Source organism: Paraburkholderia sp. 35.1 (assembly GCF_050436525.1).
GTDB lineage: Bacteria > Pseudomonadota > Gammaproteobacteria > Burkholderiales > Burkholderiaceae > Paraburkholderia > Paraburkholderia tuberum.
Genome location: NZ_JBNDMJ010000002.1, coordinates 115,182 through 134,823 on the forward strand (window position 1 = coordinate 115,182; position 19,642 = coordinate 134,823).

A 19,642-nucleotide genomic window follows, 5' to 3' on the forward strand; every position below is an offset into this window, starting at 1 on the left:
AATTTTGATTACTGAAGTTGGAAAACGCTCAGCCGTGTCACGTTCGACGGGTGTGAGTATTGGGCCTTCTCAACCCGAATCGAAGACTTCCAATGAGCAAGCTTTCTCAAATCGTGTCACCCGATGCAGACCTCGCAGAGCAGCGCAACTTTTTCGATGCGGTGAAAAGCAACGCCTGCGTTCGTCTAGCGCTCAAGATATCCGCAATGCGTGCAGCGCTTGCCGAGGCGGACGGCGCACGTGGCGTCCTCGCTGAGCACGCGGCGCGCGGCGTCGTCGGCGAAGTCGCGCTGTGCGAGAGTCTGGCCGCCGAGGTGTCGGCACTGAGCGGGATCGTGTCCGAGGCTCAGGTGGCGAATGCTGCATGCGACAAGTTCATCGCGGACGCGCGTAGCCGGTTCACCCATCTCACCACTGCTGGCAAACGTGTACATGCGCCGGTTTGTGCTGGCATGGAAGAAGCTCGGACTTCAGCGCACGCTTGGCAGTCGAATCGTGACCTACGCGGACGATCTGGTGATCCTGTGCAAGCGAGGCAAGGCCGAAGAGGCCATACTGCAACTGCGCGCAATCATGGGCAAGCTGAAGCTGACGGTCAACGAGGAGAAGACACAAATCTGCAAGGTTCCGGAAGGGGAATTCGACTTCCTGGGTTACACGTTTGGGCGGATGTACTCAGCAACGACTGGCCAGGCCCGTATGGGCATGCGTCCGTCGAAGAAGAGTATTCGGCGCATGGTTGAGAAAGTCCATGCGCTACCGGAGGTTGAGCGCGCTTGGTCGCCAGATGAAATGGAGGTCAGCGTGCGTCGATCGCCTACACTTGCTAATGGCATTCGGGTCCCATCGTCGCACGCCGTCACGCAACGCCAGGGAAACAGGATCGCATCCTGGCAATCGATTCGCGCTCGCCCCGCGCACCGCTACCCCCAACTGTGAAACTGCGCGTGGGGCGCCTTACTCAGGTCGCGCTACCGAAAAGATCAGCGAGGCAATCGATGAGAGTGAACCCCCCAGCGCGCACAGAGTTGCCCGGGCAAGTCGTACTCGTCTTTCAGGGTGGCGGGGCGTTGGGCGCGTATCAGCTTGGTGTCTATCAGGCGATGGACGAAGCGGGCATACAGCCGGATTGGGTGATCGGCACCTCCATTGGCGCGATCAACGCAGCCTTGATCGCCGGGAATCCACCGGAGCGCCGATATCGACGGCTGGAGGAATTCTGGAACCAGGTGACCGATCGCACCCGCCTGGACGTGCCTGCTGCCTGGCCTGGCTGGGACAAAATCTTTGCAAAATGGATGATCATCGGCGGCGGCATCGAGGGATTCTTCCAGCCCAATCCGGCATCCTGGCTCGGACCGCTCGCCCGGCTCGGCGTGGATCGAGCGTCGTATTACCTGATTGCGCCGTTGCGCGATACGCTTTGTTCGCTGGTCGACTTCGATCTGCTGAACGCCGGGCATCCGCGACTGACCGTGGGCGCAGTTCACGCCTGCACGGGCGCGATGCGCTACTTCGACTCGCGCGACCAACGGCTGAATGCCTCGCACATCATGAGCTCGGGCGCGCTGCCACCCGCGTTCCCGGCCGTGCGGATTGACGGAGAGCCGTATTGGGACGGCGGCGTTTATTCCAACACCCCGGTCGAGGTGGTGCTGGACGACAAGCCCCGCAAGAGTTCGGTCATCTTCTCGGTACAGGTATGGAACCCGATCGGCCCTGAGCCGGAAAGCATATGGCAGATCTCGGAACGGCAAAAGGACATCCAGTACGCCAGTCGCACCGACAGTCACATCGCGCGTCAGCAGCAGATACACCGTCTCCGCCATGTGATCCGCGAACTGGTTAAGCGCTTGCCGGAAGCCGAGCGCGCCTCGTCCGAAGTTCAGGAGCTTGCCGCCTGGGGGTGCCAGACCACCATGCGTATGATCAAACTTGCTGCACCCCGCCTGGACGGGGACGACCAGTTGAAGGATATCGATTTCACCCCAGCCGGCATTGCTTCCCGACAGCGCGCGGGCTATGAAGCAGCAATGCGGGCCATTGCCGCGTGCCCGTGGGAAGCACCGATGGACCCAGTAGAAGGATTGACCGTCTACAGCGCGGATGAAGACGTAACCGGTGAGAGACGCGTTTGACGCCTGCCCGAATAAGGACCCGTCGCCGTTGACCGAATGATGCGATTGATGAAATTCCCGGTGGCCGGTGATGGCGTAATGCCAACTTTCTTCGACGCTCCGGGTGCAGGCAAGGCCGCGCTGATTGGCCGTCCGCAGGATCAGGGCTGGCGACGTATAGCGCGTCGCGCAGCGATGAACTTTACTTCGGCCGCCCGCCGCAGCTGATGCACTGCGCCAGGTCGAATGGGCGGCCAAGGCCGTGCACCGTGCACCAGGAGAGAGGACGTGCGCAGCGATGCGGTCTCGCCGATTTGCGCGACTTCGCTGTGCAGCCGGCAACATGGCGGGGCGTCGGGCGTCGGGCGCCGCAGCGAGGCTGCGCCGCTCGTTCTTCTCCCGCCCGTGCACGAAGCGCGAATCTGGGCGCCACCTAAGCGCCGCGGCTCTGGTGCAATTAGGCGGTCCGGACGAGATTTTTGTTATAGAAAGGATACCTCATCAAGCAGACAGGACGGCCTCCCAAACTGCGGGCGCAGCGGTATCTTTGAGGCCGAGCTTCGCGAGGCTGAATTGGCCCTTGCGAATACGATGGACCAACTCAATACCTGAGAGAGTAATCGCTGCGTTCCTGAAACGTTTGAAGCCGAGCATGACTTTCGTCCGGGACTTGATGTTGCGGTGGTCCTGCTCGACCAAATTATTGAGATATTTCGAGGATCGGATCTTCGTGTCCTCAGGCAGCAAGCCATCGGCCTTCATCTCGCGCACGGCGCGGTGCGAGGCTGCATAACCATCAAGCGTGATGGTCTTCGGTGGCTGGCCTTGAAGTTTGATTGCCTTCCTGAAAAAGGTTTTTGCCGCCTTCACGTCGCGTCTGGCGCTGAGCATGAAGTCTACCGTCTGGCCCACCCGATCCACTGCTCGATAAAGATAGACCCACTTGCCGCGCAGCTTGAGGTAAGTCTCGTCGACACGCCACGACTGGCCGGTGGGCCTGCCAAAGCGGTTCCACCGTTTGACGAACTCCGGCGAAAAGCGCCGCACCCAGCGCAGGATCGTCGTGTGCGCCAGCGACAGACCCCGTTCCGCCATCATTTCGACCAGATCGCGCAGGCTAAGCTTGTAGCGCAGGTACCACCGAACACACAGAATGATCACATCGCGGTCAAAGTGACGGCCTGCGAACAGTTCGTCCAGGCTCTTCAGCTTGCTCATCGTCGGTTCTCAATTCGTTCAGCCCGACAGCTTAACCGATTCGCCCCCCGCGCTATTTGCACCAGAGACCTCGGAACGACCTGGATACGGTTGCAGTCATCTGCGGAGAGGCTGTGGGTCTGTTAAAAGACCGCCCGGGTGCGGAATCAATCGTGCAATCGATGGCGGCACAGGCGGCCGATCTCCTCAGTAAGGGCAGCAAGCTCAAGTTCACCTCAACGTCGTGATAGTAGGTGAGTTGATCTGCCACCGGGCTGACCGAGCACCACCTCCGCGCCGTTCAGATGACTCCTCGGCCATACCAAACGTGCAAGCACCGTGCGGTACCGTGGCATCGAGGTCGACGATGCCCTTGAGATGGCAGAGCAGACCGAAGTTTGAACCGAGGTACCTCCGGACGGTGGTCTGCATCGGGCGCTGTCCCGGCCACCAAGGGACGTTCGCCTGGCCGTTTGCAAGGACGCTCGAGCGGCGGCTTCCGCACTTGAAACCGGCCATTCAAAGACGCCATTCTGGCGTCGGACTGATTTTCAACCGCCCAAGTTTTGATTCAGCAGCGCAAACAACGCTTCCCACCCGCGCTCGGCGGCGGCATGGTCGTATACCGGGAAGTCCGGCACCATCCAACCGTGAGCGGCGGTGTAAATTTCCGCGCGGTAATTTACACCGGCTTCGACGAACGCCTTCTCCAGGCGCTTGGCCATCGCCGGCGGATAGCTGTCATCGTTCTCTGCGCTAGCGAGGTAGACCGCTGCTTTCAGGTTGGACGCGAGCAAGTGTGGACTGGTTGGCGCGTCGGTCGCCAGATTGCCACCATGGAAGCTAGCGACCGTCACAAAACGATCAGGATAGGTGGCCGCCGCGGTAATCGCCATACCGCCACCCATGCAAAAACCTATTGCGCCGACCTTGGTGCCCGTAACATCGCTGCGGGCATCGAGATAGGCCAGGAAGGCCTCGGTGTCATTCGCAGCCTTATCATTCCCTGTCGTAGCCATCAATGGGCCTAGAATTGCGCGCACGTCGCCCTTAAACACTTCCTCTGGCACGAGGGTTTCGTAGGGGCCGTAGCGGTAGAACAGGTCGGGGAGTAACACGACGTAGCCGGCGTTTGCAACGCGCTGTGCCATCTCAAGCACCGCAGGCCTGATCCCGCCAGCGTCCATAAAGAAAATCACCGGTGGCCACGGCCCCTCGCCAGCAGGCGTCATAATATTCGCGGGGCATTCGCCGTCGCGAGTTCGAATAGTCACTCGTTCGTGGGGCATGAAATTCTCCTATTGCCGATGGGTGTGCCGAGAGTAGTCTATCGTCAACATCCGTTTCCGGTCAGCAGTGTGTATTTAACCTCCTGAGTCATTAAACCGATCCCTCGTCTCGCCAAACGTCTAATGGTCAGGGAATGGCCGTTGTACCTGGTTCGGACGTTCGGAGACCTTTCTTGAGCGTCTCAAATGGGTCGTTCAAGGTCCGACCAGCGACGCAACGCCGCGAATCTCACGTGCGACGGGATGACCGGCAAGCTTCGGCCACAAAGTGTCATTCGGCGTAGCGCCGGTCGGCCGTTCAGACGTCCGTTCCACTCTTCAAACGGTCATTGGTCTTCCAAAGGCGCGCGTTGCCTGACCGGACCAGGACTTAACTCCGACGGAACCGGAGCCGAGGGCTCAACTCGATTGCGCTCGGTTTACGCTGCTCGGCAATTCGACAAAATCCTCGGTCTTGTCCAATGCATGCATCGCATCGAGCAGGGCGGGAGGTGGACACGTCAGCTTGCGCTTTTCCAGATCGAGCCAACCAACCGCTGAGGTCACGCGGGCCACCAGCTTGCCTTCGCGAAGAAACTCGTTGCACAACAGCGTACGGCTTCCATCGGCAGACAGGCCAGCGAGCGCAAAGCCTACTGTTATCCGATCAAGCAGATGGATCTCGCGAAAATATTCGATCTCGTCCTTCATCACCACCGGTCCGATACGGAGCTTCATGAACTCCGACATCGAAAAACCCTGTTTCGCGAAGTACAGCATCCGCGCATCGACCGACTTGTCGAGATAGGCGGTGTTGCGCATATGTGAGTTGAAATCCATGTCGCCCCAGCCGGCGAAGAGTTCCGTCTCGAACATAGTGTGGCCTTACAATAGGTGTTGCGTGATATCTTCCTGCCGGTCTTGTGTTCGCATCACGGGAGTGGAATGGCCTTAAGAACGCCTGAAGGGTTGAATTGCTCTTTAACGCTCGCTAGACGCGCGGCGTTAGGTCCATAGGCGCGCGCGATTTGTTCTGCGGACGTGTCGGGTAGCAGGTTGGCGTACCCGCCCGGGAGTGCTGTCGGGCTAAGCGCCGCGTTGAGCCTATGTGCCCACGCGCGATGGGGTTCAGCGTCATCCCTCTCAGGCGTCCAGGTCGCATAGATCAAGGCCGTAAAGTGAGGCTTGCGCATCCCAAACGCGGTATCCCCGGGAGCGACGTCGGTTGCTGCTCCGTGGCAGTGGTGAATGATGATTGACGTGAGCGGCGAGGTACGGGCCTCGAACGCAGAGACAAGAGCGTCGATTGTGGCCGGGCCGAGCGCGTCGAACCATCTGGTCGCGACCTCGTAACCGCGGCCTTGCGCGAGCTTCCCGTCGGTGAGAGACAAGAGGCTTGACGCCGGCATCGGAACGGCCTTGACGAGAAGCGGAGTTCCCACGGACCCGACCCTGGCCAGAATTGCCTCGCCGGTCGCCACCTCGCCTGACCAGACCATGGAAAACACGACGACCGGTTTGCCATCAGGTACAGGCGACAGGACGGCAGAGGCGAACAGATTGGCGGGTGCCTGACTTGCCACGTCCGCAAAGCGAGCCAACACCGCGCGCGCGTCTGCCAAAGGGAAGACTATCGTGCCACTGAGCACCGTTCCGGGATCGTACAGGCGCAGCCGCATGGCGGTGACGACGCCGAAGTTCCCACCGCCGCCTCGCAAGGCCCAGAACAGATCGGCGTTGCGCTCCGCGTCGCAGACGACAATCCTCCCGTCAGGCAGCACGACCTCCGCGGACAGAAGGCTGTCGCAGGCCAGGCCAAAGCGTGTCATGAGCGGGCCGTACCCCCCACCGAGGACGAGGCCGGTCATGCTGACCGCGCCGTCATTGCCGATCACTGCCGCGAGGCCATGCTCGCCCGCAGCCTGATTGAGTTGGGCTGCCGTGACACCGCCGCCGATCATGACCTCGCGACTATCGGCGTCGATCGCGAGTTTCGCCATCCTTGATATGTCGAGAATGACGGTGCCTTCGCGGAGTGAGCGACCGGCCCAGTCCTGCCCGCCGTTGTAGATAGATATTGGGACGTGAGCGTCGTTGGTTACGCGCAATGCACGACTCACCTTCTCGGTGGTATCGCAGCGCGCCAGGAGCAATGGCCGTGGGCAAAGCGCGCCGTTCCACCAGCGCGGCGAAACATTTGCCCAGTCGCTCGGTTCGACGACTTCGAATCCCACTTCTCTGAGAACTTCAGCCAACCTGAGGAGGTCAGCGTTTGTGTGGTTAGCATTCATTGAACTCTCCCGCTCACTGTTCCGAAAGTTGTAGCCGGGTCCGTGCCGCCTTGAGCGCGATGTGGCGGGTCCGAATCCATTGAGGGGCGACAACAGGCTGTCCCCGTGCCGAGGCCGTCCGGTCTCTTTCAATGTTACCGCTTTCCCCTGGGGGCATCATTGGACCGCGTGCGGCCAACTCCGGACGTTCGACTCGTTGCTGTGAACCGTTGACAATCACCGCGCTCGATCCAGCGAGTCGACGGCCCCAATATTTAGCGACCTCGTGGAGCATGCCGGAGCTCATTTCGCAAGACCGGATGTGGTCGCGATGCAAACCATCGGCATTTCTGCTGTCGCAACGGATTACTTGCGTTCCCCAAAATGCACGTCCACTATGCGGAGTGAACGGTTTGTGGTCTTGCATCTTTGCGCAGCAATAGATTGCTAATGTCATGAGTTATAAATTCCCTAAACAAGCAGCGAGCCGCAATCCCGCTGCAAATCATGAACGCTCATCGCAGGACGTTCGACCGCAGGTGGAAACACGCACCACACACCGTCATCGTGGAGGAAGAAATAGATTGCCAATGTGCCTGCTGGCCGCAATGCCTCCACACATACATAGCGCCGCTGATTTGAGTTCATGCGGCCGAACCGGGTCACCCGGGCCGACATGGCCGCAGTCGGCCCAAGCCATTTTTCGACCAGCAGACGTAAAGAGCTCTTTATCGTACTCATCGACCGCTCCTTCAACTTCGCATCTCGTTGATGCAGCTAGCTCCCCGTTTTGTTAGGGGCTACGAATGGCTGGCCAAAGTGTCGTATGCGAATTTCCAACTCATGGCACTAGTTCGGCTTCAGGCACTACACGATAGTTTGGTGTAAGCAAGCGATACAGCGCCTCCCTCAGGCCAGAAGAGGCACTCCCGATCAGGCGGCGACCGGGATAAGTCACCAAGGCGGCAAGGCTCCGTAGCTGTCGGCAGTCAGCGCGCTCGCGCCCGACACCCGCCACGACCCGGGAACAAAGTTTCCAGCCAATATCCAATGTTTGGTCTGTGCAGCCATCTGCGACAAGAGCAGGTCGAGCAGTTTGTCCGCACAGGCATCACCTCATTTCGACTTGCGCCCGACTGCGATGAGCGCCGATGAAGGCAGGTTGATTGAGCCGTCCGACTCTGCATACGCCTGGAAAGCCGCTTTCAGAGCGGGTTGGAGCCGCGCGTGTTGCTCGTCTGTCAAGGCCGCATAGTTCGGCGCGAAGTGAAATAATGGGCCGAATTCCTCCAACAAGGCGTCGACCGAAGCAGCACTTTGGATCGTCTCGCAAACCGTCACGGTGACGTCGGAGCAGCCACTTTCAATCACGGCGCCTCGCAAGCTCGTTTGCGACCACTCATTCAGGCCATTTTCGCCCCACAGCGATCGGCCGGGGAAGACGCGGCTGAACACGCCATCCAGAATCACCATCGGCGTGGCGCCAACCCGGCTTGGCCAGGCTGCCACAACGACCCGCCCATTGGCCCGCACGACGCGCACCATCTCAGCCAAACCCGCCCGCCACGACGCAAACAACATCACGCCAAAGATCGAAAACGCCGCGTCGAAACTCGCGTCACCGGCGTCGAGTGAAGCGCCGTCCATCACTCGCGCCTCACATTCCGGGAACGGACGTAATCGTTCGCTGGTCCGCGCTACCATGGCAGGCGCGATATCGGTGGCAAGAACCCGGGCCCCCATAGCCGCTACAATCAGCGCAAGTGCGCCCGTACCGGTCGCCACGTCGATCACCTGCTCGTTACTGCCTACGCCAGATAAAACCGCTGCCCGCTCGCAAAAACGGCTGGTCAGTGGTTCAGCAAACCGCTCATACGGGTTCGCCAATGAGTTGAAGTCCGGCATGTCTTCGGTCATGAACGCGCTCCTGTCAGAATTGGGTTGACGTATGGCACTGCGGCGGGACGCAACCCGTCTGCGACCTTCGCTATGGACATCTGATTAGCTTGCATCTGCGTAGCCTGGGTTTGCGCCTGAGGCGGAAGGCTCGCTGCGCCGCGCGCCGTGTGGCCCTACACACGCTTTGACCTCTTCACTCGTCACCTTGCGCATGACCTCCGGCGCCTTTAACGCGCTGACCGGCTTCAACAGGTTCAACACCTCGATAAGCAGTTTATGAATATCAGGATCCTGGTGCGCCGCCTGGGTGACCGCAATATGGTGCTCAATGGATTTCTCCAAATCGGCCGGGCGTTTGCCCCGCGCGTCGGGATAGGCCAGATCCGGCAACGCAGCCAGCGTCCACGGGTTCTCGACAATCGACTCGATCGCTAACAGGAACTCACTGCTGAGTGTGGCAAGCGGATCGGCATCGCCGGCGTGCGCCGCGAGCAGATTTCGCAACACGACAGCTTCCTGCGCGGCGGCGCTCATTCCCTGTCCATAGACCGGATTGAAACGGCACACTGAATCGGCGATCGGGATCAGTCCGCGAGGAAAGTCGTTGGAACTGTCGAAGTGACGCCGCCGACTTTCAGGGAACGCAAACTGTTCGATGTGGCCGTGCAGGGTGGCGTTTTTGATCGCGTGATACACGGTGGCAGTCGGCAGGCTTGCGGCGTAGTCGGCGAATGCGTCGCCGTCGGCGGGCGGCGTGTCTGTGCCTCGTCCTCCGAGTGCCGCGAACCACTTGCCGTCTTCACGCAGAAGCACGATACCCATACGGCTTTCTTCCGGCGCCTTGGGCATGGTGTACATGACCTTCATGTCGGGAGTCACATCGGGCGCAATCGTATAGACCGCGGTCGAGTAACCGAAGTCGACGCCGATGACCGTCTCCTCAGGCATGGGTCGGCCGGTAGCCTCAAGTAAGTCCAGCGTAGGCTTGCCGCGTCCGGACGCATCGACGACGAGGTCGGCCGGCAATATCTCCAGCTTGCCCCCGCGGGTCTTGTACGAAACCGAAGCGACCGAATTGCCGTCAGGCGTGGCGCCGATGGCGACGACGCGACACCCGTCGCGAAAGACGACGTTCGGGCGTTCATGCACACGACGACGCACGGCAAGCTCGAGCAGCGGACGCGTCATCGTAAAGGTTGCTACACCGAGACTGCGAGCCGGAAACGGATCCTGTCCTGGATACTCAAGGTATACCTCGAGACCCGAGTCGACCGAGTGGGCGCCTGCCTGCACGAGTGTGGATGAAAAACCCGGAAACAGGTCGCACAGTGCCTTGAAGCCGCCGGCAAGCAGCCCATGCGGGTGCTTGCCCTGCGGCACGCCAGGCCGAGGCGTCGAGTCGGACGGAAGCGCATCCCGTTCGAGCACGACGACTTCCCTGAAGTAGTCGGCAAGCGCCTGTGCTGCGGGCAGTCCGCCCATTCCTGCGCCAATGACAACTGCGCGTTCACCTGAAAAACGATTCGGCATCCTAGCTCCTGCGACGTTAATTGGAAGTAAAGCACCTGCTCGGCGTAACGTGCACCACGATGAATTCTTGTGAGCGGGACAGTCCGCGACTCAGCGGACTTAGCTAGAAAACAGCCGTAGCAGTGCCTTTATTCCGTGCCGCGGGAGAAGGGCGCGATGCTGTTTTCAGGGAGCCGTCTACAACAAAGGAAGACTGAGTGCGCCGGAAGACCGTCAAGAAACAGGAGGCGCATGACCGCTTCTGGCCGCTTTTGCAAATGCTCTGTCTCCAGCAGAGTGTCACAACATCGTCAACAGAACCAGACATCTACCTATCCGCCAAATACCGCGGAATTTTCTATCTTGTGAGGTGTTATCCGAGGAAGCAATGCAACCGCTTCGTCTGGATCCGTTTGATTTCAGATAGCTAGATGACGATCGGCCTGTTGCATGTCTTTCAGATTGCAAGGGAGATGCACGATGTGTGGAATCGCTGGCTGGGTAGATTACGACCGCGACCTGAACGAGCAAAAACCGTTCATTGAGGCGATGACACGCACCATGGCACTGCGCGGCCCCGACGCACAGGGTATCTGGATCGACCGCCATGCGGCACTCGGTCACCGCAGGCTTTCCGTCATCGATCTGGAAGGCGGGGCGCAACCGATGCAAGCCGCTGAAGAAGGCAAATCGATTGCATGCCTGACTTACAGCGGCGAAGTCTATAACTTCGTTAAACTACGCGACGAGTTGAGAAAGCACGGGGACTGCGTATGCCGATTGCGTGAGACAGTGATCGGCCATGAGCCGCCTGTTGAGGTCGGCTGGCCTCCGTCAGGAGATGCGCTGAGACCGGACGCTGGCCACCTTTCGAAACTGTTGAGTCATTATTCATCGAACGAATAACAGCCTGCCCGGTTGAGCGATTTTGAAAAGTATTTGCTTTTTGGAAATACTTTCCACTATCATGACTCTCACGTCGAATGACTCGACACGGGTAATCATCATGAGCGCCATAGCCGAACGCATCCTCCGTGTACTGGAAGACCTCGCCAGCGCGCCAGAAGGCAAAACGCTTTCAGAACTTTCCGCTAAGCTCGATTTGCCGGTTAGCGCCACACATCGCCTTCTTGCGGATCTGGTCGAGCAAGGTTACGTGCGCAAAGACGAACGACGCGGCGAATTTTCGCTGACCATGAAACTTCCGTCGCTGGGACTTCGCTTTCTCAGCGCAGGCGGGGTCGTGGACGTCGCCCAACCCATTCTGGAACGACTTGCGACTACCTCGGGCGAATTAGTGCGGCTTGCAATTGTCGACGACGAGCAACTGATCTACGTTGCCAAGGCGCAAGGCGCGAGACAAGGCCTCCGCTACGATCCCGAGATGGGCCGCGCGGTGACTCTTTCATGCAGCGCCGCGGGAGTGATCTGGCTCGCTGGCAAGAGCGAAGAAGACGCGCTGAGGCTTGTATCGAAGCAGGGCTTTGGCATGCCGTCAGACTTTGGTCCGCTTGCTCCGACCACGTTCAAAGCGCTACTGCCAATGATCGAGCTTGCGCGCAAGAATGGGTACGCAACGACGCAAGACATGTTTCTACCGGCCATGAGTTCTATGGCTACGCCTGTGCATATGAGCAATGGCGAAGTGCGCGCAGTCCTGATCATCGCGGGACCGATGTCACGGTTGACAGAAGAGAGAATGAAAGAGCTCGCTCCGGCGCTCATGGCGACGGCGACTGAATTGTCCGATGCAAGCGGTGTGTCACCCATGCTTAAGCAAGCGCTGCAAGGCGTCAGCCGCACAGCAAGCGTTGAGCGCTAGGCCAAGGCGTCTAATGCTGGACGTTATCCGTTCGTGACTTGATGTAGTGACGTGGCGAATTGAAATTTGCCAATGTTTCAGATCTGATATTTAGTAGTAGAAATCAAAATAAGCGATTGACGCAAAAGCAGCACGGACTCTTTTTAAGACGGCAGGAGACACGCATGAACCATGTTTCAGAAGAACCTACCTCACATTCCATGGCGAATAGGGCGGTGAGCGCCGCCACGCTTGGCACCGCGCTTGAATGGTTTGACTTCACGCTCTACGGATCAGTCGCAGCCACCGTGTTGCCAAAGTTGTTCTTCCCGGCGATGGATTCGAGTTCCGCCATGCTCGCCTCGTTGGCAACTTTCAGCGTCGGACTGGCCGCGCGTCCACTTGGCGCGATCATTTGCGGGTACTTTGGCGACAAGGTTGGACGTCGCAATCTCATGCTCGGTACCGTGTCGGTGATGGGCCTGACGTCGGTATTGATGGGTTTGCTGCCAACGTATGCGCAGATAGGTGTCTATGCGCCTCTGCTGCTTGTCATTCTCCGCATTGTTCAGGGTTTTGCACTTGGCGGCGAATCTACCGGTGGCCAACTGATGGCGCTGGAGCACGCTCCAGCAGACCGGCGAGGTAAGTATTCTGGTTTGATCGGTATGTGCGCTCCGCTGAGCCAGATAGTTGCAAATGCTGTGCTTCTGTTACTTTCTTCGACAATGAGCGCCAGTGCTTTCATCACCTATGGTTGGCGGATTCCGTTCGTGCTGAGCTTCGTTCTGGTGCTTGTCGGCATTTACATCCGACTGCGCGTTACGGAAACTCCTGCTTTCGTCAAGATGCAGCAATCCGCCGTTGCGAAGGTCGGAAGCCCTTTAAGGGATGCGTTCCGTCTGCACTACAAGACGATCATTCGCATGATGCTGTTCTTCTGCGGACCGACTGCACTTTTCTATCTTGCCGTCGTGTTCACCTTGAGCTATCTGACGAATACGCTCGGCGTGCCCAAGCAGACCGGTTTCATGTTGTTGATGATTGCCAATGCATGTGCCATCGCAGGCTCGATCTTTGGTGGCCTGTTGAGTGACCGGATCGGTCGTAAGCGCGCATTACTGTTCGCTTCCGCCGCGACCTTCGTAATCATGCTGTTTTATTTTCAAGTCCTCGCTACTCGAAGCTTCGTACCGATGGCGATAGCCATGGGGCTTTTCATGGCATTCACGCAGGTCCAAACGGGGATTCAACCGGTCGCGTTCGCTGAGGCGTTCCCAACCAATGTTCGCTATTCCGGTTCGGCCCTCGCATTCACCGGCGCAAGCCTGTTTGCTGGTGGGCCGATTCCGGTGGTCGCCGCATGGCTAATACACCTTGGCAACGGCTCCCCGTGGCCGCTCGTTGCATTAGTAGGAGCACTCAATATCCTGTCGTTCTGCATGATCTTCATCGGACCAGAGACCGCGGGCATCGACATGAACCGCCTCGACTCAGCGGCCGAGATCGCCGGTGAGCATCAACGTGTCTCTGGGCAGGCGACATATTGATCTCGCACTGTGCCTTCGCTTTGCACTGGAAGAAGCACAGCCTTTAAGCACTCGAAAGCAGATGGAGCAAACTCAGATGGACAACGAAAACACTGGCCTGCTCGCGATCTGGAGCACGATCGCGGCCGAATCAGAAATTGACTACATGCACTGGCTCACCCGGGAGCATATTTTCGAACGGGTAGCCGTCCCGGGTTTTCGATCAGGGCGGGTCTTCAAACGACGCAACAGCCGGCCCTCGGAGTACATGATGCTGTACGAACTGGACAATGCGGAGGTGATGGCGAGTTCTGGCTATCTCGATCGGTTGAATAACCCGACTACGTGGACGCGCCGAATAATGCCGACGCTCGAACGGTTTCGCCGAGGCGGCGGAACTATTCTCGCCCAGGGTGCGAACTCTGCCGGACACGGCGGTCACCTCGCCATCACACGATTTGAAGACGCATTACCGGAATGCCTGACAGCCCTGCAAGGGCAGGCAATCGTTGATGCGCTCGCGAAAGGCGACTGGGTCGTGAACGCGCAGATCATGGCCGTGAAGAACGAGGCGACGGCCATTGCCACGCAGGAAAAATCGATGCGGCGAAGTTCAGAAGGTGAATTCGCGGGCCTATTTCTTGTGGAGTCGCTCGATAATGGCTCGCTTGACCGGGCGATTATGCAGGCGAGCAAGGCGGCCGGGGTCAATCCTGACTTGTTCGATTCGTACGATCTCGTCTTCGTCTGCCATTCTAGGTGGGCCGCTGCGTAAGGGCATCTGATGCCTGGAATAATTCAGGGAGGGTAGCGGTCCGGCCAACGCGAGACGTTGCATCGAATGTCCGTGACAACGTGGCGGATTCAACCGGTGGATGCAATAGTTTGCTGGAATCGTTCGGCGGGCGTCTCGTAGTCCAGTGTCTTTCTTGGACGCTCGTTCAGTCGTCTTGCCACAGCGTTGAGTTTGGCCTGCGAATACACTGACAGATCGGTACCTTTCGGGAAGTACTGCCTCAATAGTCCATTCGTGTTCTCATTCGACCCACGCTGCCAGGGATGTTGCGGGTCGCAGAAGTAGACGGCAATGTCGGTGGCGAGGTGAAGCGCTTGTGCCCGGCCATCTCCGTCCCCCGATCCCAGGTGAGCGACTTGTAGAGTTCCTGCGGTAACTTGCTGGCATGTCTGATGAGCGCATTGATGACCGTTTCGCTGTCCTTGCTGGCTATCTTCACCAGCATGACATAGCGTGTCTGGCGCTCGACGAGCGTCGCAATCTGGCTGCTGCCGCTACCGCACAGCAGATCACCTTCCCAGTGGCCCGGTACCGCGCGGTCTTCAACGCTAGCCGGGCGTTCGCTGATCGATACGGTGTCACGAATCCTGCCGTGATCCTCCGTCTTTAGCGTGTGATGGCGCGAACGGCGCATGGCCCGGGTGCGCCGCAGGTGCTCCAGCAACTCCTTCTTCAGGGCCCCACGGGCCTGTATGAAGAGAGAACGATAGATTGTCTCGTGGGACACGTGGTAGTCCTCGTTGTCTGGGTACGCGCGTCTGAGCCATCCGGCGATCTGCTGCGGTGACCACTGCAGTTGTAGCTTGGCTGCCACGATGTGCGCCAACATCCGGTGCTCAACCAGTTTACAGGCTTTGGGTCGCTGCGCGCGATCCCACGCGAGCTGATCGGCGTGGCTTGCCCGATAGCCGTCCGGGCCGCTGTTACGTTTGATCTCACGACAGATGGTGGAGGGAGCTCGCGAAAGTCGCATGGCGATTGACTGGATCGAATCGTCGGCCGCAAGTGCCCGTGAGATCTCTTCGCGCTCCTCCAGCGTCAATGCCAATCCCGATCGATGCCTTTGTGGTGGCTGGATTCCACCTGTCTCAGCCAGAATCCCCTGTACAGACGAGTGGTTCCGGTCAAAAAGCTGGGCGATCTTCTGGAGAGACTCTCCCTTCCGCCAACGTTCCCACATCAGCGCTTTCTGCTTCTCGCTGTAGTAAATCCGGCGTCGCTGTTTCATCTGCAACACTCCCACTGCTTGCGCAGTCTTCAGTGTGTTGCATCCACCGGTTGAATCCGCCCGTCTGTAGCGGTCATTCGGTCAATTTATGCGGCGGTCTGCTGTGGGTCGCAAGTACGCATTCGGTTGCAGTGGCAGCAGACGCTCGCCGCCGCCGAAGTGCGAATGTCGGCAAAGCGACTCATAGCTGCCTGACAGATGCGATACCTGAATGTCGGGAATGGCCGAGAAGCTGTATTCAGCCTCGCGTCGGTGAATGGCCGCTAGTCGTGGTTGAACAGCTGTCAGCGGCGGCGTCAATTTCACGCGAATCGGGCGGTTTGAAACTCACGGTGGTGAACGGCGTCAAGCGGCGGGTTCGGGGTCGCTCTGGTCTTTCATGCGATAGCTCTTGCCTTCGATGACGACGGTCTCGGCATGATGCAAGACGCGATCGAGCAGCGCGGAGGTCAAGGTGCTGTCGTGGTTGAGGATGTCGGGCCAGTGCTTGAAGGCGCGATTGGAGGTGATGATGGTGGCGCCGTGTTCGTAGCGTTGACTGACGATCTGAAACAGGATGTCGGCGCCTTGCTGGTCGATGGGCAAATATCCGAGTTCGTCGATAATCAACAGGCGCGGCTTGGCGTAGCGGCGCAATTCACGCCTGAGCCCGCCATGGGCACAGGCGGCATTCACCGAATTGATGATGTCCACGGCCGTGGCAAATAGCACCGAGTAGCCGCGCAGGCAGGCGGTATGGCCCAGCGCAATGCTCAAGTGGCTTTTGCCCAGCCCGACGCCGCCGAGGAAGATCACGTTGGCGTGCTCCTCGATGAAGTTCAGGCGAAACAGATTCTGGACCTGCAGACGATTGATCTTGGTGGGCCAGTTCCACTCGAATTGGTCCAATGTCTTGAGTACCGGGAATCGCGCGAGCGCGACGCGTCGGGCGACGCTGCGATCTTCACGCCGATGCGCCTCGCCTTCGACCAGGCGGGCCAGATACCCGACATGCGACCAGTGCTGGGCGGCTGCCTCGCTGGCCAAAGCCTCGTAGTGTTGCAGCGTGTAGGCCAGATGCAGCTGCATAAGCTGCGTGCGCAGCGTCGCCGCAGAATCGGCGCCTGACTGTGGCGCGCTGGATTCAGCTTTTGTCTTTGTCGTCATCCTGGTCATCGTTGGCCTCCGGCACGCGGTAGCACGAGAGATCCGGCTGCGCGAGTTCGAACTCCAGCCAATCCTGATGGCGGATCAGATGCAGTGCTCCGGCCTCGGGCCGCTGCCGCGCTCTGGCCTCGAGCATGTTGGCGATGTACTCGCAACTGAAGGCCTGGAACGCGAGCCCGTCCTGCAGGGCGCGCGCAACGGCCTCGATGCCGTAGATTTCGCTCAACGCGACGATCTTGCGCACATGCTGGCGCGCATTGATGCGCCGTTGCTCGAGGCCTTCGCAATAGGCCTGGGCGTGCGGGCCCAGGCTCAGGAAGCGCAGCATCAGCCGCTGTTCGCGCGCATGGCGACGCTGCGCGAGCAGGGCCTTCGGATGCTCGGGATCCTCGATATCGAGGTGACGCTCGTAGCTGCGCACATGGCGGGCAATCAACTGGTTCTCGTAGTAGATGCAAATCCGATCGGGATAGGCCTTGAGCGTGACGCGCGTATTGGCGTAGCGCGCCGGCACCGAGTAGTGGTTGGTGTCCAGCGCTACGCGAAACTGGCTGCTCGTGCGCACCGTGAGGATGCGCGCGACGTCGTAGGGCGAAGCATTGAGCGGCTTCAGATGCGCGCGCTCGGTCTCGAACAGATCGACGGGGCGTTGGTGCGTCTCGCCGTGGATGCGCACGTTGCCAATGGTATCGAGCCAGAGTCGGGCCGCGGGGTTGATGGCGCTGAACTCGGCGAGCTCGAGCCCGTTCAAGAGATTCTTCTTGACGTAGCCCACGCCGTTCTCGACGCGGCCCTTCTCGTTGCCTTTGCCGACGTTGCAGGCGACGATCTCGAACCCCCAGTGGCGCGCTGCATCGAGGTAGCGCGGATTGAATACCGGCGCCTGGCCGATCAGCCGCTGCAGCACCGCGGACTTCAGATTGTCCACCATAATCTTGGCCGGACAACCCCCGAAGGCGGCAAAGGCATGTTCGTGGCAGGCGAGGAAGTGCTCCATCGTCTGTGAGACGGTGAACTCCAGATACATCAGCCGGCTGTAGCACAGCACCATGACGAAGAACGAGAGCCGCCGCCGCGTCGAGCCCACGGCGATCGAACCGTATTCGCCCCAGTCGACCTGGGCACACTCGCCCGGGGCGAACGCGAGCTTCAGGAATGCCTCGCGCCGCGGCGGGCGGATCTTGCTCACGTAGTCGCGCACGATCGTATAGCCGCCGTCGAAGCCCGCTTCACGCAAGCGCTGGAAGATCTGCTGCGCGCTGTACGGGTGCGCATCGAGCCAGCGCACCACCTGCGCCTTGAACGGATCGAGCCGGCTGGTGCGTGGCGGCTGCGCGCGATGTGCGTACCGCGCGGCCTTCAACCACTTGGACACCGTTTGCGGATGCAGGCCGAGCGCGCGCGCCGTCTGCGTGATCGTCAGGTGCTGCCGATCATGGCAGTCGCGAATCTTGCAGTACGTTTCATAATCAAGCACGACGCTTCCCCAGCGCCGCGTGCAACCGCTCAAGCTGCGTCGTCACGTCCGCGTGAGGCAGCGGCGGCGCCGGCACCGGCGCATCCAGCGCCAGCACCTGATAGATCGGCCTTTGCCAGGCGATCAGGCCGACGCGAATCAGGTCGCTGCGGGCCATCTCCAGACGCGCCGGCGCCATCGACAGGCGCCGTGCGAGCGTCGCGTCGGCGTAGTAGCTCAGGCCCTGCGCATCGGCGACGGTGACCAGAAACAGGTACAGCGCAGCCGCACAGGCGTCACAGCGCTCGATGTAGCGCTCGCGCACCAGCCGGTGATCGACCCAACTGAAGTGCGCCGGAATCTGCCGGATCCGCTCAGGGCAAATCACACGCTTGCTCGGCATGCTCCCCCCTCCCATGCAAGATGTCCTGCCCCAGTTGTAGCAACCGCCGGCTGCTGCGCACGATGTCTTCTTGTAACGGGCTGTCGGTCAAATGGGCGATCAGCCCAATCAGGACGGCCGGTTGCGCCGATAAGACTTCTTGTAACGCAGCGCCTCCCGAATCGGCCCCCGAGCCTTGTGGGGCAAGGGTTTGCGCGCGGCAGTTCTCTTGTAACGCATCCCCAGACTTCTCGGACTTCTGCTGCGTTCGGCGCCCGTAGCCCGGATGCTCGGCGCGCCAATGCCGCACCCGCGCGACGTGCTCCGCACCGTGGAAATAGTCCTGGTTCTCGGGTTTGGCCAGCCATTGCCGCTGGCTGACGGCTTTGCTCGCCCGGCGACACGCGGGTTCGCTGCAGTACCGTTGGTGCCGCGCATTGCGGGGATCGGGACGAAACCAGGCCCCGCAATGCCGGCACTTTCGCTGTCCGACGCGCTTCATGACCGACCCTCCTTGGGGGCAGATCATGCGCGCGCCTACGCCCGAGCCTCGCCGTCAGGTTCGGCACGAACAAAAAACAACAGCCGAAGAAGAAGCGAAAAGCGAAGAACAGCCAGGCCTTTATGAAACAAAAGCCGGAAGAAAACGCACCCGGAAGAAAAACCACCACGAAGAAGATGACGTTCGCACCGTCAGATCTCGACGACTTTCAAGTTGCCGATGACAAACAGCCGCAGAACCCGCGGCGCCCCTAACGACGGCAGATGGACTGCAGGGATGATTGAAGACAGCGAGCTGTCGCAGTATGAACCGGGCCGCGTGCCTCGTTCAATCCCGTCTCGGACACCAAGCCGCGGCACAGACCCCACTGTCTATTTCGGTATCACGATCAATCACATCGCCGCGGGTCCTGCGCCAAACCCTGCCCGGTCAACCCGAGGCACGGCATGCACCCGGCTCCCAGCTCCCCGCCCTTGACCCGCGACCGTAGCCGATAGCGGCCACGCATCAAGGGGCGAGGGACCGTGTTGCCCGCACCCCTC

General features: G+C 59.9%; 20 protein-coding genes and 2 pseudogenes. 9 read left to right on the forward strand and 13 right to left on the reverse strand.

The features are described from left to right. Positions 1-185: 185 nt before the first annotated feature. The gene (locus OKW27_RS06365; protein WP_429332942.1) at positions 186-434 is read right to left on the reverse strand and encodes a hypothetical protein; all 249 of its coding nucleotides are present in this window, start codon (positions 432-434) and stop codon (positions 186-188) included. Between OKW27_RS06365 and OKW27_RS06370 the strand changes: the two genes are divergently transcribed. Genes OKW27_RS06370 through OKW27_RS06380 form a run of 3 tightly spaced genes read left to right on the forward strand, consistent with a single transcriptional unit; the run spans position 433 to position 2,345 of the window. Then, positions 433-939: a reverse transcriptase domain-containing protein gene (locus OKW27_RS06370; RefSeq protein ID WP_429332943.1), complete on the forward strand. Its 507-nt coding sequence runs from the start codon at positions 433-435 to the stop codon at positions 937-939. The genes OKW27_RS06365 and OKW27_RS06370 overlap by 2 nt on opposite strands. Before the next feature lie 59 nt (positions 940-998). Then, complete coding sequence (locus tag OKW27_RS06375; protein ID WP_187614604.1) at positions 999-2,138, forward strand: patatin-like phospholipase family protein; 1,140 nt, start codon at positions 999-1,001, stop codon at positions 2,136-2,138. A gap of 48 nt (positions 2,139-2,186) precedes the next feature. Then, positions 2,187-2,345: a hypothetical protein gene (locus OKW27_RS06380; RefSeq protein ID WP_429332944.1), complete on the forward strand. Its 159-nt coding sequence runs from the start codon at positions 2,187-2,189 to the stop codon at positions 2,343-2,345. Positions 2,346-2,618: 273 nt separating this feature from the next. On the opposite strand, the gene OKW27_RS06385 is transcribed toward OKW27_RS06380, so the two are convergent. Then, positions 2,619-3,326, reverse strand: coding sequence for an IS6 family transposase (locus OKW27_RS06385; RefSeq protein WP_429334559.1), 708 nt, complete (start codon positions 3,324-3,326; stop codon positions 2,619-2,621). Positions 3,327-3,601: 275 nt separating this feature from the next. On the opposite strand from OKW27_RS06385, the pseudogene OKW27_RS06390 reads away from it, so the two are divergent. Next, positions 3,602-3,716: pseudogene (locus OKW27_RS06390) on the forward strand (integrase); the annotation flags it as partial. A gap of 149 nt (positions 3,717-3,865) precedes the next feature. Here OKW27_RS06390 and OKW27_RS06395 read toward each other — a convergent pair. From OKW27_RS06395 to OKW27_RS06420, 6 genes are all read right to left on the reverse strand, one after another. Next, on the reverse strand, positions 3,866-4,603 hold the full coding sequence (locus tag OKW27_RS06395) for a dienelactone hydrolase family protein (RefSeq protein ID WP_429332945.1): 738 nt from the start codon (positions 4,601-4,603) through the stop codon (positions 3,866-3,868). 399 nt (positions 4,604-5,002) lie between these two features. After that, positions 5,003-5,458, reverse strand: coding sequence for a thioesterase family protein (locus OKW27_RS06400; protein WP_184062656.1), 456 nt, complete (start codon positions 5,456-5,458; stop codon positions 5,003-5,005). A gap of 56 nt (positions 5,459-5,514) precedes the next feature. After that, on the reverse strand, positions 5,515-6,873 hold the full coding sequence (locus OKW27_RS06405) for an FAD-binding oxidoreductase (RefSeq protein WP_429332946.1): 1,359 nt from the start codon (positions 6,871-6,873) through the stop codon (positions 5,515-5,517). Between the two features lie 450 nt (positions 6,874-7,323). Beyond that, positions 7,324-7,593, reverse strand: coding sequence for a hypothetical protein (locus tag OKW27_RS06410; protein ID WP_184062652.1), 270 nt, complete (start codon positions 7,591-7,593; stop codon positions 7,324-7,326). A gap of 375 nt (positions 7,594-7,968) precedes the next feature. Beyond that, positions 7,969-8,769, reverse strand: a complete 801-nt coding sequence (locus OKW27_RS06415) for a class I SAM-dependent methyltransferase (protein WP_184062650.1) — start codon at positions 8,767-8,769, stop codon at positions 7,969-7,971. 84 nt (positions 8,770-8,853) lie between these two features. Then, complete coding sequence (locus OKW27_RS06420) at positions 8,854-10,281, reverse strand: FAD-dependent oxidoreductase (RefSeq protein WP_429332947.1); 1,428 nt, start codon at positions 10,279-10,281, stop codon at positions 8,854-8,856. A 459-nt stretch (positions 10,282-10,740) separates the two neighbouring features. On the opposite strand from OKW27_RS06420, the gene OKW27_RS06425 reads away from it, so the two are divergent. From OKW27_RS06425 to OKW27_RS06440, 4 genes are all read left to right on the forward strand, one after another. Next, positions 10,741-11,166 carry a hypothetical protein gene (locus OKW27_RS06425; RefSeq protein WP_429332948.1) on the forward strand — a complete coding sequence of 142 codons (426 nt, stop codon included), beginning with the start codon at positions 10,741-10,743 and terminating at the stop codon, positions 11,164-11,166. 100 nt (positions 11,167-11,266) lie between these two features. Beyond that, the gene (locus OKW27_RS06430; RefSeq protein ID WP_429332949.1) at positions 11,267-12,082 is read left to right on the forward strand and encodes an IclR family transcriptional regulator; all 816 of its coding nucleotides are present in this window, start codon (positions 11,267-11,269) and stop codon (positions 12,080-12,082) included. A 164-nt stretch (positions 12,083-12,246) separates the two neighbouring features. Beyond that, positions 12,247-13,611 (forward strand): MFS transporter, encoded by a 1,365-nt coding sequence (locus OKW27_RS06435; RefSeq protein WP_429332950.1) that lies wholly within the window; start codon positions 12,247-12,249, stop codon positions 13,609-13,611. Between the two features lie 76 nt (positions 13,612-13,687). After that, positions 13,688-14,365: a hypothetical protein gene (locus OKW27_RS06440; protein ID WP_429332951.1), complete on the forward strand. Its 678-nt coding sequence runs from the start codon at positions 13,688-13,690 to the stop codon at positions 14,363-14,365. 89 nt (positions 14,366-14,454) lie between these two features. On the opposite strand, the pseudogene OKW27_RS06445 reads toward OKW27_RS06440, so the two are convergent. From OKW27_RS06445 to OKW27_RS06465, 5 genes and pseudogenes are all read right to left on the reverse strand, one after another. Continuing rightward, a pseudogene (locus OKW27_RS06445) lies at positions 14,455-15,614 on the reverse strand (IS30 family transposase). Between the two features lie 345 nt (positions 15,615-15,959). After that, positions 15,960-16,760, reverse strand: coding sequence for an IS21-like element helper ATPase IstB (gene istB / locus OKW27_RS06450; protein ID WP_429332102.1), 801 nt, complete (start codon positions 16,758-16,760; stop codon positions 15,960-15,962). Further along, a complete protein-coding gene (gene istA, locus OKW27_RS06455) occupies positions 16,738-18,237 on the reverse strand; it encodes an IS21 family transposase (protein WP_429332103.1) in 1,500 nt (499 codons plus the stop codon). The genes istB and istA overlap by 23 nt, the downstream gene beginning before the upstream one ends. Beyond that, complete coding sequence (locus tag OKW27_RS06460; RefSeq protein ID WP_429332952.1) at positions 18,230-18,619, reverse strand: hypothetical protein; 390 nt, start codon at positions 18,617-18,619, stop codon at positions 18,230-18,232. The genes istA and OKW27_RS06460 overlap by 8 nt, the downstream gene beginning before the upstream one ends. Beyond that, complete coding sequence (locus OKW27_RS06465) at positions 18,591-19,100, reverse strand: hypothetical protein (RefSeq protein ID WP_429332867.1); 510 nt, start codon at positions 19,098-19,100, stop codon at positions 18,591-18,593. The genes OKW27_RS06460 and OKW27_RS06465 overlap by 29 nt, the downstream gene beginning before the upstream one ends. On the opposite strand from OKW27_RS06465, the gene OKW27_RS06470 reads away from it, so the two are divergent. Further along, positions 19,099-19,323 (forward strand): hypothetical protein, encoded by a 225-nt coding sequence (locus OKW27_RS06470; RefSeq protein WP_429332105.1) that lies wholly within the window; start codon positions 19,099-19,101, stop codon positions 19,321-19,323. The genes OKW27_RS06465 and OKW27_RS06470 overlap by 2 nt on opposite strands. The last annotated feature ends 319 nt before the right edge of the window (positions 19,324-19,642 follow it).

Coding starts and splice junctions, on each gene's coding strand:
- OKW27_RS06370 (WP_429332943.1), top strand. CDS start 433: ATGCGCCGGTTTGTGCTGGCATGGAAGAAGCTCGGACTTCAGCGCACG.
- OKW27_RS06365 (WP_429332942.1), bottom strand. CDS start 434: ATGTACACGTTTGCCAGCAGTGGTGAGATGGGTGAACCGGCTACGCGC.
- OKW27_RS06375 (WP_187614604.1), top strand. CDS start 999: ATGAGAGTGAACCCCCCAGCGCGCACAGAGTTGCCCGGGCAAGTCGTA.
- OKW27_RS06380 (WP_429332944.1), top strand. CDS start 2,187: ATGAAATTCCCGGTGGCCGGTGATGGCGTAATGCCAACTTTCTTCGAC.
- OKW27_RS06395 (WP_429332945.1), bottom strand. CDS start 4,603: ATGCCCCACGAACGAGTGACTATTCGAACTCGCGACGGCGAATGCCCC.
- OKW27_RS06400 (WP_184062656.1), bottom strand. CDS start 5,458: ATGTTCGAGACGGAACTCTTCGCCGGCTGGGGCGACATGGATTTCAAC.
- OKW27_RS06405 (WP_429332946.1), bottom strand. CDS start 6,873: ATGAATGCTAACCACACAAACGCTGACCTCCTCAGGTTGGCTGAAGTT.
- OKW27_RS06410 (WP_184062652.1), bottom strand. CDS start 7,593: ATGAGTACGATAAAGAGCTCTTTACGTCTGCTGGTCGAAAAATGGCTT.
- OKW27_RS06415 (WP_184062650.1), bottom strand. CDS start 8,769: ATGACCGAAGACATGCCGGACTTCAACTCATTGGCGAACCCGTATGAG.
- OKW27_RS06420 (WP_429332947.1), bottom strand. CDS start 10,281: ATGCCGAATCGTTTTTCAGGTGAACGCGCAGTTGTCATTGGCGCAGGA.
- OKW27_RS06425 (WP_429332948.1), top strand. CDS start 10,741: ATGTGTGGAATCGCTGGCTGGGTAGATTACGACCGCGACCTGAACGAG.
- OKW27_RS06430 (WP_429332949.1), top strand. CDS start 11,267: ATGAGCGCCATAGCCGAACGCATCCTCCGTGTACTGGAAGACCTCGCC.
- OKW27_RS06435 (WP_429332950.1), top strand. CDS start 12,247: ATGAACCATGTTTCAGAAGAACCTACCTCACATTCCATGGCGAATAGG.
- OKW27_RS06440 (WP_429332951.1), top strand. CDS start 13,688: ATGGACAACGAAAACACTGGCCTGCTCGCGATCTGGAGCACGATCGCG.
- istB (WP_429332102.1), bottom strand. CDS start 16,760: ATGACGACAAAGACAAAAGCTGAATCCAGCGCGCCACAGTCAGGCGCC.
- OKW27_RS06460 (WP_429332952.1), bottom strand. CDS start 18,619: ATGCCGAGCAAGCGTGTGATTTGCCCTGAGCGGATCCGGCAGATTCCG.
- OKW27_RS06470 (WP_429332105.1), top strand. CDS start 19,099: ATGACCGACCCTCCTTGGGGGCAGATCATGCGCGCGCCTACGCCCGAG.
- OKW27_RS06465 (WP_429332867.1), bottom strand. CDS start 19,100: ATGAAGCGCGTCGGACAGCGAAAGTGCCGGCATTGCGGGGCCTGGTTT.